Source organism: Nonomuraea sp. PA05 (assembly GCF_008086045.1).
GTDB classification, from domain to species: Bacteria; Actinomycetota; Actinomycetes; order Streptosporangiales; family Streptosporangiaceae; genus Nonomuraea; species Nonomuraea monospora.
Genome location: NZ_VSEY01000002.1, coordinates 25,900 through 39,894, shown reverse-complemented (window position 1 = coordinate 39,894; position 13,995 = coordinate 25,900). Strand labels below are relative to the sequence as shown.

Annotated in this window: 6 protein-coding genes; 2 read left to right on the top strand and 4 right to left on the bottom strand. The window is 72.9% G+C overall.

All coding sequences use genetic code 11. From position 1 onward, the window contains the following. Positions 1-23 precede the first annotated feature (23 nt). A complete protein-coding gene (locus FXF51_RS03215) occupies positions 24-722 on the bottom strand; it encodes a response regulator (protein WP_262379259.1) in 699 nt (232 codons plus the stop codon). 1 nt (position 723) lies between these two features. After that, a complete protein-coding gene (locus FXF51_RS03210; protein ID WP_148432733.1) occupies positions 724-2,772 on the bottom strand; it encodes a sensor histidine kinase in 2,049 nt (682 codons plus the stop codon). A gap of 88 nt (positions 2,773-2,860) precedes the next feature. Between FXF51_RS03210 and FXF51_RS03205 the strand changes: the two genes are divergently transcribed. After that, positions 2,861-3,334, top strand: a complete 474-nt coding sequence (locus tag FXF51_RS03205) for a DUF305 domain-containing protein (protein WP_187414147.1) — start codon at positions 2,861-2,863, stop codon at positions 3,332-3,334. A gap of 48 nt (positions 3,335-3,382) precedes the next feature. On the opposite strand, the gene FXF51_RS03200 is transcribed toward FXF51_RS03205, so the two are convergent. Next, on the bottom strand, positions 3,383-6,700 hold the full coding sequence (locus FXF51_RS03200) for a GH92 family glycosyl hydrolase (RefSeq protein WP_222871107.1): 3,318 nt from the start codon (positions 6,698-6,700) through the stop codon (positions 3,383-3,385). 187 nt (positions 6,701-6,887) lie between these two features. Between FXF51_RS03200 and FXF51_RS03195 the strand changes: the two genes are divergently transcribed. Then, entirely contained in the window at positions 6,888-12,392 is a 5,505-nt protein-coding gene (locus FXF51_RS03195; RefSeq protein WP_148432731.1) for a caspase, EACC1-associated type, read from the top strand. Between the two features lie 4 nt (positions 12,393-12,396). On the opposite strand, the gene FXF51_RS03190 is transcribed toward FXF51_RS03195, so the two are convergent. Continuing rightward, positions 12,397-13,971, bottom strand: coding sequence for a phosphodiester glycosidase family protein (locus tag FXF51_RS03190; protein WP_148432730.1), 1,575 nt, complete (start codon positions 13,969-13,971; stop codon positions 12,397-12,399). Positions 13,972-13,995: the final 24 nt, after the last annotated feature.

Genomic DNA, 13,995 nt, shown 5'->3' with positions numbered 1-13,995 from the left:
GCGCGGCAGGGTGCGGGATCCCGTCATGTGCCGAGGCCCGCGTCCCTGGCCCGTACGGCCGCCTGGGTGCGATCCTCGACCTGCAGCTTGGCCAGCAACTGGGAGACGTAGTTGCGCACGGTCTTGTCCGACAGGAACAGCCGCCGGGCGATCTCCCGGTTCTGCAGCCCCTGGGCGACCAGGCCGAGGATCTCCACCTCGCGCGGCGTCAGCGCGGGGAACGCGGCCTGGGCGGGCGCGGCCCGCAACGCCGTGAAGTACGCCGCCAGCCGGGCGGCCACGGCCGGGCTGAACACCGCCCCGCCCTCGGCCACCGTCCGCACCGCCCGCAGCAGCTCCTCCCTGCCGGTGCCCTTGACCACGTATCCGCGCGCGCCCGCCCGCAGCGCCGCCACGACCGAGTCGTCCTCCTCCGACATCGACACCACCAGCACGTTGCCGCCGGGGTCGTCGCCGCCGAGCAGGTCGCGGGTGGCCTCGGCGCCCGAGCGGTCGGGCAGCCGCAGGTCCATCAGCACCACGTCGGGGCGCAGTTCGCGGGCCAGCCGCACGCCCTCGGCGGCGGTGCCGGCCTCGCCGACGACGGTGATCTCGGTGCCGGTCTCCAGGCTGGTCCGCACGCCCGCCCGGAACATGGGGTGGTCGTCCACCAGCAGCACACGGATGGCGGGTGGGGGCATGTCGGGCTCCTGGGGTGGCGGCGGGCGCGCTGGGTCGGGCATGTCAGGCTCCTGGCAGGTGGACGAGGACGAGCGCACCGGCTGCGCCGTCGGTTCTGGCGGAGATGCGGCACGTGCCGCCGATCTCCTCGGCCCGCTCCACCATCGAGGTGAGCCCCACCCCGCCGGGGCGCGGCGCGGGCGGCGGCCCTGTGCCGTCGTCGGTGACGCTCAGCACGAGATACGGCCCCTCCAGCGCCAGCGCGAGCGACGCCTTGGTGGCCCCGGCGTGGCGCACGACGTTCGTCAGCGCCTCGGCGGCGATGCGGTAGGCGGCCGTCTCGGTGGCGGCGGGCAGCGCGGGCAGCACGTCCGGCACCTCGACGGCGAAGGCGGGCACCTCACCGGCGCGCGCGGCCCCCGGCGCCTCGAACCGGCCGACCAGGGCCCGCAGCGCACCCACCAGCCCCAGCTCGTCAAGGTCCGGCGGACGCAGATCCTCGATGATCCGCCGGATCTCGCCCAGGCTCCTGACCGTCTGCTCCCCGACCGACTCCACCAGCTCCCGCGCCGCCGACCCCGCCCCCAGCAGCCCCGCCGCCGTGTCGAGCTGCAGCCGCATCACGGCCAGGGACGGCCCGAGCCCGTCGTGCAGGTCGTGCCGCAGCCGCCGCCGCTCCTCCTCCCTGGCCACGATCACCCGCTCCCGGCTGATCCGCAGCTCCTCGCGCAGCCCGATCGCGGAGACCACCGGCCCGAGCTGGTCGGTGACCACCCGCAGCGCCGCCGTGTCGCGGCCGTCGAGGGCCCGCTGGCCGCGCCGGAGCTGAACGGTCAGGCAGCCGACGGCGTCGCCCTGGTAGGCGAGCTCGGTGCGGACCACGGTCGCGCCGTCGTCCCACGTACCGGAGCGAGCCAGCTCGCGCTCGCCCTGCCGGGTGTGGGCGGTCAACGCGGCGGCGGGCAGGCCGAGCCGCTCGACGACGGTGCGGCACACCAGCCCCGGCACGTCGTCGGCGGGCACCCGGTCACGCAGGCTGCCGGCCAGGAGCCGCAGCTCGTACGGTCTGCTCTGCCGCCCGTACAGGAGCAGGTCGGCGACCTCCCACAGCAACGCGGCCCCCGGCCGCAGCATGAGCACGGTCAACCCGGACGCGAGCGCCGCACCCGGCAGCGGCTCCAGCGGCAGCAGCCCGGTGAACCCCAGGTAGAGCCCCCGGTACGCGAACGCCAGCCCGACCACGAGCCCCAGCCCGATGAGGGAGCGCCGCACCACCCGGTCGAGCACGCCGAACCCGTCGCACAGCACGGCCGCCACGGAGATCACCGCCAGCGACAGCACCAGCGGCCCGTTCATCAGGAACAGCGCCCACTGCGGCAGATCGCGCTCGGCGCCGATGTCGATGACCTTGTCGAAGATCTGGGTGCCCCAGTACCCGGCGTACCCGGCGGCCATCATGGTGAGCTGCCGCGCGAGCAGGCCCTCGGCGCGCCGGCGGCGGCGCAGCAGGTCGATCAGGACGGCGACGGCCAGCACCCTGGGCGCCCAGATGACGGCGTGGCCGGTCAGGCCCCACCACGGGTGCTCGGCGGCCATGTCCCCGGAGTACCAGTCGCGGTGCGTGACCGGCCAGCCGTGCCAGGCCAGCGGCGCCAGGTAGGCGAGGTAGATCGCGGCCAGCCCGCCGGCGGCCCAGCGCCAGCGGGGGTGCGCCGCACGCCCCTGGGGGAACCACAGGGGCAGCACCGCCAGCGCGCCGTGCATGGCCAGCATGGACGCCCCGCGCAGCAGCGCGAGCGGCCCTGGGGCGAGGAAGCCGCCGGGGCCGTGCCTGGTGTACCAGACCAGGCCCAAGAGCCCGAACACGCCCAGCGAGATCGAGACCACGCCGAGCACGGCGCCGAGCCCGTACCGGCCGGACCACCACACCAGCGCGCCGGCCACCGCGAAGCACGGGCTGAGCGCGAGGGCGCGCGCCGTCCACCAGCCCCACGACGCGTACAGGCCCCACCGGCCGTCCGAGCCGACCAGCAGGACCGACCCGAGCACCAGCGCCAGGCTCACGCAGACGAGGAGGACCGGCAGGAGCACATCCCGCCGTTGAGATGACACTGGGTAATCCTATGGCGACACATGGTGGTGAGCGAACCGTCGCGTGGTGGCGTGCGTACCTCAGGACATGCGTTGGAAGACGGCAATCTTGGCGCTGCTCGGCCTGCTGCTGGCGGCGGGCTGCGCCGCGGCGGCGGAGACGGAGAAGGCGTACGCGCAGGCGGACGTGACCTTCAACCAGGAAATGATCACCCACCACCAGCAGACGATCCAGCTCGCCGAGGCGGCGTCCGGCCGGGCGGGCAGCTCGTACGTGCGCGAGCTGGCCGGCAAGCTCATCCCGGAGGAGCGGGCGGACATCGCGATGATGGAGTCCTGGCTGCGGTCCTGGAACGAGACGGTGCCGGTGAGGCAGGCCGCCGGCTCGGCGGCGGACCTGCCCGACGGCGACGGTTTCGACCGGGCGTGGCTGAAGGCGCTGTCGGAGCACCTGCACCACGGCGTGATGATGGCCGAGACGGTGCGCAAGTCCGGCAGGCACGGGCCCACGCTGGAGCTGGCCGAGAAGATCATCGAGGTGCAGAACGGCGAGCTGAAGGAGATCGGCGAGCGGCTGACGTGACAGTCTCCCCGCTCAGCTCCCAGTCCCCGCTCAGCTCCCAGTCCCCGCTCAGCTCCCGGCCGCCGGGACGGGCGACGCCCCAGGGGCGAGCAGCTCGATCTCGGCGAGGGCGAGCGTCCCCCCGGCGAACCTGAACCGGTAGTGCGCGTACACGCCCGGCTCCGCGACCTTGAACGGCCGCGTCTGCAGCCGCCACGGGAAGCCCTCACCGGACCGCTCGTCCAGCACCCGCCACGACCGCCCGTCGGCGGAGCCCTCCAGCACCCAGTCCGACGGGTCCCGGCCCTCCTCCGTGCCAGAGGTCAGCGTGTAGAAGCTCACCCGCCGCCCGGCGGGCAGGTCGTAGCGCACCCACTCGGGCAGCGCCGCCCGCGTGTCGGAGGTGTCGTCGAACAGCGCGCTCACGTCGGCGCCGCCCGCGCCGGATGCGACGCCCCTGCCAGGGCCTGTGACGTCGCCCAGCGGCGCGGGGACGCGGTCGTCGCGGGTGATCGACGGCGGCGCGGCGTCCTCGCCGGCACCCCACCGCGACGGCTCGGGACCCATCTCGAAGACCAGCTCGCCGCCCTGGGCGAGCAGGGCGTGCGGCAGGTACGCCCGGTCGTACCGCTCCCCGTCGACCGTGAGCCCCTGCACGTAGACGTCGCGCCCGCTGTTGCCAGGCGCCCTGATGACCAGCTCCCGCCCGTTCTCCAGCCGCACCGTCGCCTTCTCGAACAGCGGCGAGCCGATCGCGTAGTACGGGCTGCCCATCTGCAGCGGGTAGAAGCCGAGCGCGGAGAACACCTGCCAGGCCGACATCTCCCCGTTGTCCTCGTCGCCCGGATAGCCCTGGCCGATCTCGCTGCCCAGGTACAGCCGTGAAAGCACCTCGCGCACCTTGGCCTGCGTCTGCCACGGCCGGCCCGCGTAGACGTACATGTAGGCGATGTGGTGCGAGGGCTGGTTGCTGTGGCCGTACTGGCCCATGCGCACGTCCCTGGCCTCGAGCATCTCGTGGATGAGGCCGCCGTACGAGCCGGGGAACAGCGCCGTCTCCCGGGTGGCGAAGAACGCGTCCAGCTTGGCGGCCAGCCCGTCCCGGCCGCCGTACAGGCCGGCCAGGCCGCGGCCGTCGTGCGGCGCGTGGAAGGCCATGTTCCAGCCGTTGGTCTCGGTGTAGTCGAAGCCCCAGACGCGCGGGTCGTAGGCGCCGGGCTCGTGGCGGAACGAGCCGTCGGCGTTCCTGCCCTGGAAGAAGCCCGCGGCCGGGTCGAACAGGTGCACGTAGTTGAGCGCCCGGTCGCGGAAGTACTCGTGCTCCTCCAGGTAGCGGGCCCGCTGCGCGCCGGTGGCGCGCTCGGCCAGGGCCCCGGCCAGGTTCGCGATGCCGAAGTCGTTGATGTAGCCGTCCAGCGCCCACGACAGCGCCTCGTCCGTGGACTCGATGGCGGTGTAGCCGAGGAACGTGGCCGTGGCCAGGCCCTTGCGGCCCACGTTCAGGTTCGGCGGCACGACCGTGGCGTTCTTGACCGCGGCGGCGTACGCGGCCTCGGCGTCGAACCCCGGCACCCCCTTCAGGTACGCGTCGGCGAAGGCCACGTCGGAGCTGGTGCCGACCATCAGGTCGGCGTACCCCGGCGACGACCAGCGCGAGATCCAGCCGCCGTCCAGGTACTGCTGGACGAACCCGGCCGCCATCTCGCCCGCCATCAGCGGCGTCAGCAGCGCGTACGCGGGCCAGGTCGTCCGGTAGGTGTCCCAGAAGCCGTTGTTGACGTACACCTTCCCGTCCGCCACCCGCGCGCCCGTCTCCGTGGGCGTGCTGGGCGGGGTGACGGTGGCCGACTGCACGGCGTGCCGGTGGACGGGCGCGTCGGCGGTGCCGGTGTTCTCTAAGCCCGAGTTCGGATACAGGAACAGCCGGTACAGGTTGGCGTAGAGCGTGCCGAGCTGGTCCTCGCTCGCCCCCTCCACCTCGATGACGCCCAGCTTGGCGTCCCACGCCCGGCGGGCCCGCTCGCTGACCGTCTCCAGCGTGTCGGAGGCGGCGATCTCCAGCTCCAGGTTCCTCCTCGCCTGCGCCACGCTGATCAGCGAGGAGGCGATGCGCATGGTGACCGTGCGCGCCGGGCCGGCGTCGAAGGCGAGGTAGCCGAGCACGTTGTCGCGGCCCTGGCCGGTCAGCTTGCCGCCGCCGGTGACCGGGCGGTCGAAGACGGCGTGGTAGAACATCCGCGTGGCGCCGGTGGACAGGCCGCTGCGCACGTCCGAGTAGCCGGTGACCTCGCCGGCGGCGAGGTCGAGGGTGAGGCCGCCGCTGTCGTTCACGTTGTCGAAGATCAGCTTCGCCTCGGCGCCCGGGAAGGTGAAGCGGGCCAGCGCCGCGTGGTCGGCCGGCGCGATCTCCGCCTTGACGCCGTTGTCGAACGTGACCGCGTACAGGTGCGGGTGCGCCACCTCGCGCTCGTGCCGGAACGCCAGCGCGCGGGCGGCCCGCGACGGGTCCGGCGTGCCCTCGGCCGCCGACGGCATGAACTGGAACGTCTGCCGGTCGCCCATCCACGGGCTCGGCGCGTGGCTGGCCGTGAACGCCTGGAGCCGCGGCAGGTTGGCGGCGTCGTTGGCGCGGTGGTACTCGTACACCCAGCTCGTCGAGCCCGCGTCGGTCATCGGCGTCCAGAAGTTGAACCCGTGCGGGACGGCGGTCGCGGGGAAGTTGTTGCCACGCGAGAAACCGCCGGTGGAGTGCGTGCCCCGGGTGGTCACCACGTGCTCGGAAGGGGACTCCAGGCGTGCGGGACGGCCGTCGTACGGCTGCCGCCTCCGCTCCGAGACGATCTTGATGTCGTCCACCCAGCCGCGGAACTCCGCCGGGCTGTCGCAGGCCACCAGGATGCGGGTGATCCGCTTGCCCCCGGCCACCCGCCCGATCCTGGCGCGCTTGTAGTTCCACTGGTCGGCGTAGAGGGTCTTGGACTCGCCCTGCTCCCTCGGGGCGAGCAGGACGCCGTGCTGGTCCACGGCATCCAGGTCGCTGAGGCGGGTGCCGTCCGCGAAGGCCAGGTCCACCGAGACGTACGTGCTGGGGTAGCCCGGGTCGGCGGCCGTGAACTCGGGGAAGACCAGGTAGGACAGCTCCATGGCGGGCGTCACGGTGATGTCCACCTCGAACACCTGGTGCGTGTGACGGCCGGCGCGGCCCGCGTACTCCAGGGCCCGCAGCCCCGTGAAACCCGCCCCCTGCTTGGAGACGTGGCCGCCCGCGGGGCCCGCGCCCACCTGGGTGCGCATGCCGCCGGTGTCGTTCGAGGCCGGTCGCGGATCGCCGGGCTCGAAGGAGGTGGCGAAGACCGCGCCTTCCGCCCTGGCCAGCTCCCTGCGCACTTCGTCGGCGGGCAGCGTGTCTGAAGTGGAAATGGGATCCGGGCCTTTCCGTGCGGCAGGGTGACAACGTTGTCAGTCCAGAAAGTGCCAAACATGGGACGTCCTGTCAAGACAGCGCTGTCATGTAGCGCTCCGGCGATCGGCGGCGATATGCGGGTACTCGCCCTGGCCCGCGCAGGGAGGTCTCATGGCCGAAGGCGGGCTGTTGCTGGCCGCGCCCGGGGCCCGCGTCCTCCTGATCGGCAGTGGCCGCCACGGGCCGGGATCCCGGCTGCCCGGCCTCCCCGCCGTCGCCGCCACCGTCACCGGCCTGCGCCGCTGCCTCGTCGACCGGGCCGGCCTCGACCCGGCCGCCGTGACGACCCTGCTCGACCCCGAAGGGCCCGCCCAGGTCGCCGAGGCGCTCTACGAGGCCGCCCGCCAGGCCGAGGACGTCCTGCTCGTCTACTACGTCGGGCACGGCGTGGTCACCGCCGACGGCAGACTCCACCTGGCCACCGCCGCCACCGTGGACGTCGACGACGGGCCCGCCGAATACCAGGCGCTGCCCTACCGGACCATCACCGACGCCCTCGCGGCAGGCCGGGCCGCCCGCACCCTGCTCGTCCTGGACTGCTGCTACTCCGGCCGGGCCGGCGCCGTCGCCCGCGCCATGGACGAGCTCTTCGACACCAGCCGCCACGGCCTCTACATCCTGACCGCCGCCAGCCGCAACGAGCGGGCCTGGTCGCCGCCCGGCCGCCCCCACACCGCCTTCAGCGGCGCGCTGATCAAGCTGCTGGACGAGGGCGACCCCACCGCGCCCGCGACGCTCACCCTCAGGGACTGCCGCTCCGCCCTCACCAGGACGCTCACCGACGCGGGCCTGCCCAGGCCCCGGCACGTCGCGGCGGACTTCGACGAGCAGGCCCGCCTGTGCCACAACCAGGCCGCCAAGCCGGGCGCGCCCGACGACTCCTTCAGCCCGTACCGGGGGCTGGCCTCCTTCGGGCCCGACGACGCCGGCTACTTCTTCGGCCGCGCCGACCTCATCCGCACGCTCGTCAACCGGGTGGCGGAGCTGGCGGGCAGGCCGGAGCCGCTGATCGTGACGGGCGCGTCGGGGGCGGGCAAGTCGTCGCTGCTGCGGGCCGGGCTGATCCCGGCGCTGACGACCTCGCGCACCCGGGTGAAGCTGCTGCACCCCGGCTCGGACCCGGTGGGGGAGCTGCTCAGGGCGTTCGCCGCGCCCGGCGCGCGCCCGCCGCTGGAGGAGGACCCGGCCGCGTTCCGCGGCCTCCTGACCGGCGAGGGCGGGCCGCCGGTCCTCATCGTCGACCAGTTCGAGGAGGTCTTCACCGCCTGCCGGGACGAGGCCGCGCGGCGCACGTTCATCCGCGCGCTGCGCGCGAGCGGCGCGGTCGTCGTCATCGGCGTGCGCGCCGACTTCTTCGGCCACTGCGCCCGCCACGCCGAGCTGCACGCCGCCCTGGAACACCCGGTCGTGGTCGGCCCCATGACGCCCGGCCAGCTCAGGCAGGCCATCGAAGGCCCGGCCGCTGCCGCCGGGCTCGAACTCGAAGACGGCCTGGTGCCCCTGCTGCTGCGCGAGCTCGGCTCGGAGATCGCCGTGGTCGAGTCGGCCGGCATCCTGCCGCTCCTGTCCCACGCCCTGCTCGCCACCTGGCAGAACCGCGACGGCCGCCGCCTCACCCTGGCCGGCTACCACGCCACCGGCGGCATCTCCGGCGCGCTGGCCCGCACCGCCGACGCCACCCTGTCCCACATCGTCCTGCCCGGCCAGGACATGGCCAGGCGGCTGCTGCCCCGCCTGGTACGGCTCGGCGAGGACTCCATGCACACCCGCCGCAAAGTTCCCGAGGCCGAGCTGCTGCCCCCGGCCGACTCCGCGGCCGAGCACGCGACGGCGCGGGAGGTGCTGGACAGGTTCGTCGACGCCCGCCTCGTCACCGTGGACGAGGACGGCGTCCAGCTCGCCCACGAGGCGCTCATCCGCGGCTGGCCGCAGCTCCAGGAGTGGGTCGAGTCCGACCGCGCCACCCTCCTGCTGCGCCAGCAGCTCACCGACGACGCCCGCGTCTGGGACGCGCACGACGGCGACTCCTCCTACCTCTACCAGGGCACCCGGCTGACGGCCGTGGAGCAGGCGCGGGAGACCTGGCGCGCCAACCCGGGCCGCTACCCGCCGCTGGGCGACGTCCCGTCCCGTTTCCTGGAGGCCAGCCAGCTCGCCGCCGCCCGCGCCGCCCGCCTGCGCACCCTGTCCGTGGCGTCGCTGGTGGTGATCCTGCTGATCTCGCTGACGGGCGGGGTGGCGGCGGCGGTCGCCGCGCGCAACGCCGCCGTCGAACGGGACCGGTCGCTGTCGCGGGAGCTGGCGGCGCAGAGCATCAGCGCCGCCGGCACCGATACGAGCCTCTCCCGGGCACTCGCCGTCAAGGCGTGGCACACGGCGCAGACCGCCGAAGCCGGGCTGAACATGCGCAACGCCCTGACCAGCTCGCTGCGTACGGTGCTCACCGGTCACGAAGGAGACTTGCAGAACCTGCTGGTGAGCGCGGACGGCAAGACGGTGGCCGCGACCACTCTCGACGACTTCGGCAAGTGGCAGGAGTGGCTCTGGCAGGAGGACTCCCCGAACCAGCCGCGCAGGGTGGCGGAGCATCACGGCCCCGGGCTGGCCCAGACGAACACCTTCATGAGCGTGGACGGCGGGACCATGGTGATTTCGGCGTCCATGGACGAGGATCTGCAGCGGCCTGACGCGCCTCAGGTGTGGCAGGACACGATGCCGTCAGAGCTCAAGCCCATGGCGGACTGCCCGGGAACTTCGGGCGCCGCGCTGAGCGCCGATGGCGAAGTGCTCGTCGCCGCGGCGGCCGAGGCCGACGAGTCCGAGGAACTCTGGCTCTGCCGGACCACCTCTCCCGGACCGCCCCAGCGCCTGACCGGGCATCGAGGCACGTTCGACGAGGTGCTCCTGAGCGACGACGGCAGGACGATCGCGGTCTCGGCCTCCGTGAACGACCGCTACACCAGTGGAGTCTGGGTCTACAACGTCGATGAGCTGGACCGTCCCCGTTCCCTCGTATCCGGGAGGGCCGTGGTGGACGATATCGCCATGAGTGCCGACGGCGGCACCATCGTGGCAGTCACGGCCACGCCGGGAAACGACGACGAGGACGACACCGACGACGAGGAGTCGATGCGGATCTGGGAAGGGAACGGGCAGCCCCGGGTGCTGGCCACAGGCGCGGACACGCTGGAGTCGGTCGCCGTGAACCGCGAGGCCACGATCGTCGCCGACGGCTCGGCCCTCAGACTCTGGAACACCACGACGACGGGCGAGCCCATCACGCTGAAAGCCCCGCCCGAGGTGAAGCGCGGAAGCGTTACGATGCAGATCGCCGGCACCACCCTCGTCGGCCTGAGCAACCAGCAGGCATGGATCTGGGATGTCACCCGACCCGATCTGCTCCCCCGCCACCTGCCCGACGGCCCTGAGCCAGTCTCGTTCCTGCTGATGTCCAACGATGGCAAGACCTTGGCCGGCGACCTGGACGATGGGCGCATCGCCCTGTGGGACCTGGGTGCCCCCCAACCCGAGGGGCACATGCCGGCCGCCCAGGACGAGCTGTCCTCATTGGCCCTGAGCGACGACGGCAGTGCCATGGCCGCATCCACCGACGGCCGCGGCTGGGTGTGGCGCCTCGGGGAATCGGGGGCGCCCCGGGAACTGACCGGCCACCGCGGTCACATCGCATCGGTGGCCATGAGCGCCGATGGGACGATGGCCATCGCGGCCACGACCTCTGCGGTGGTCGGCCGTTCGCAGCTGTGGTCGTGGTCCGCGACGGCCCCGACGGTCGCGCGAAGGCTGACCGACCTGGCGGGCACCGTGGTACGGATCGCGGCGAGCGCCGACGGGAAGGCGGTGGCCTGCCTCATGCAGGATGAGCTGTCGGCAGACGCGCTGCGGGTGTGGCGAGACGGGAAGTCAGTCGTGAACCTGCGAGTCTCCGGCGGGCTCAGCGGCTCGCGCCTGTACATCAGCGCCGATGGCGCGGCCGTGGCCGCGCTGGCCATGGACGACGACTTCAATGAGAGAAGCGACGAATTTCTCGCCTGGGCCGTCGAAGAACCCGGTAAGCCACGGCAGGTGCGCGGAGAGGTGGATCTGACGCAACCGCGATTTCCGATGAGCGCGGACGGCCGAGTCCTGCTCAAGACCTCCGGCGGCGATGCGATCCTTCTGCGGCACGTCGTGAAGACGAGCGCGACGATCCGGTTGACCGGGCAGCATGGGCGGGTGGATCGCTTCGATCTCAGCGCGGATGGGAGGACGGTGGTCGCCACGACAGGCAACGGCGCTCAGGCCTGGTTGTGGAACACCGCCGATCCCGGCCGACCGCGGCGTCTGAGCGGCCATGCGGGTGCCATACGGCTGATCCGGCTGAGCGCGGCGGGACGCGGTGTCGAAGCGCTGACCACGGCCGACGAGTTCGACCGGCAACTGTGGCACTGGGACATCACGGCGCCGGATCGGCCTCGGGCGCTGGCCGGCCACCAGGGGGCGATCGGCCTCATCGACGTCAGCCCCAGCGGCGACGCCGTCGCCAGCGCAGGCGTCGCCCATTGGGACTTAGCCAGCGACTCGGCCGTCTGGCTGTGGCAGACCTCCTCTCCTGAGAGGGGTGCCAGGTTGTTCGGCGGCCGCTTCGGGGGCGTCCGGCATGTGGTGCTGACCTCGGACGGCAAGGTCGCGGTAGGCCGCGGCGGAGAGGGAACGGTCTGGCGATGGGACCTCACCGGCTCTTCCGAGCCCAGCAGTCCCTTCACCGGACACCGGTTGCCCATCGGCGACATCGCGATGAGTGCGAACGGCCGCGTGCTTGCCGGTGCCGACGTCAGGGGAACCGTCTGGATCTGGGACGCCACCTCACCGGGTACCCCCGGTCGTGCCTTGCGTGGTCAAGCACCGATCGTAGGAGTAGCGGTGAGCGCCGACGGTCGAATCCTGGTCGGTTACGACGACGATGGCATCATCTGGGCGTGGGACACCAACTGGCCCGACCGGCCCGTCGACAAGCTCCTACGGGTTCCCGACAAGGTCAGGGACGTGGCGCTCAACCAGGACGGGAAGGTGCTCGCGGTGGCCACCTACTCGTCCGGCGTGCTGATGTGGGATCCGGTCCACACCAATTCGCCGCGATCCTTCACCGGCCTCAAGGGCGCGATCCGCAAGGTGGCACTCAGCTCCGACGGCCAAATCCTGGTCGGCGGTGGATCCGGTGGGGAGGCGTGGATCTGGGACGCCCGGTCTTCCGACCAAGTCGGCCACCTTCTGGCGGGCCACCGCAGCGACGTGCACAGCGTCGTGATCAGCACCGACCAGACCACAATCGCCAGTGTCGACTCGGAGGGGCACGCGCGCATCTGGTCGGTGGCCGCTCATGGGCAGATCGGGCCGCAGTTGTTCGGCCTGGCGACGACGGGGGCGGACGTCGCGCTGGACGTGCGTGGGAGGACCCTCGTCGCGCTGGACGGCGATGGCGATCTCCAGGTGTGGCGGCTGCCGGCTCCACCCGGCGAGACGACCGCCTGCGAACGGTTGGCCGCCCGCCTGCACGGCACTCCCGAGTGGAGCCGCCACCTCGGCGACCTCTCCGTGCGAGAGGCCTGCCACCCCTGAAGCCTTACGGCCGGACCAGGAAGACGTTCCCCAGCGACCGCTGCCCCGCGGCGTCCGACGGCCGGTTAACGATCCCGCCGCCCGACGTCACCATGACGCTCGATCCGCCACCGTCGAGGTTCATCGCCTCCCGGGCCCCGAGCAGCTTCATCAGCTCGGCCGTCTGCGCCACGCCGAGCCCTTCGCTGTAGCCGTCCTGCCGGCCGTCCACGACCACCAGCATCAGCCGGCCCCGCTCGTCCATCCCGATCATCGAGCGGGGGTTGGCGCGGACGGTCCAGTTGTAGGTGAAGGTCTGGTCGCTGCCCTCCCGGATCACGCCGTCGCCCGCCGCGTTCACCGACACCCGGCCGTCCCGTACCAGGGAGGGCCCGACCTGGAGGATCGTGGTGTCGGGGGTCAGCGCGACCCGGCGGCCCCTGCCGTCCTCGACCCGCTCGCTCACCCTGAGCCGCTCGCCGGGCTCGGCGTGCTCCAGCAGCCAGGCGGCGCTGTCGCCGATGGCCTGGATCGTGGTCCCGCCGGCGGGCACCGCCGTTCCCCGCGAGGCGTTCACCGCGGTGACGGTGCCGCGCGCGTCCAGCACGGCCTCGGCGCCCGCCCCGGCGGGCGGCTTGCCCCACTCGGGCGTGAACAGCACCAGCTCGTCGGCGTCGGTGCACTTCAGGTCGTGCTGCGGCTTCTGCGTGGGCAGGTCGCCACCGACGCCGCCGCAGTTGTAGATCTCGCCGGGCACCCTGTTGACGCCGTCGATCTCGACGGTGTCCCGGCCGGCCCGCAGGGTCACGCGGGCGGTGTAGGTGTCCACGTCCACCGACCGGCCGCCCCGGGTGATCTTGATTCCGGCGCGGCCCTGGGTGGCGGAGCCGATCAGCTTGCCGTCCTTGACGTACATGCCGCCTGGCGCGCTGTTGTAGAACCACTGCGCGTTGACGCCCGCCACCGCGCCCGCCGCGGCGGCCAGGTCAGTCAGCTTCTCCGTGCCGTTCAGCGCGGCGCCGAAGTCGGTGCCGACCGTGCCGCTGAACTGCCGGAAGTCCACCCGGAGCACATGCACCTGCTGCGGCGCCCCCGGGTCGGTGCCGTCCTGCGCGGTGTAGCGGGTGCCGCCCGCGAAGCCGGCCGCCCTGATCGTGGACAGGGCGGTGGCGGCCTCGGCGCCGGTGGAGTACCGGCCGATCCGTACGGTCCAGCCGAGCGGGCCGGCGGGGCGGTCGGCGAACGCGGGCGTGACGACCTCCTCCACGCGCGGCTCGAACCCCTTCTCCCGCAGGGCGCCCGCCACCCGGTCGGCGATCTCCCTGGCGCCCAGCGCGGTGGCGGCCGTGTTGAGCGGCCCGTCGATCGCGCCGGGCAGGTACACGTGGACGGTCCAGTAGTCGCCTGCGTCCTTGGCGCCGAGCGACATCGAGGTCAGCGTCACGCCGGGCGCCACCGTCGAGGTCACCGGCGGCGCGCTCAGCGGCAGCTTCCCGCCGAAGAAGGAGTCGCGCGGCGTGGCCGCCGCCGTGGCGGGAGCGGCACTCGTGGCCAGCAGGGTCACTGCCGCCGCGACGGCGGAGAGGGTTTTGCGGTGCACTGTACGTCCTTGATCACGTGTGAA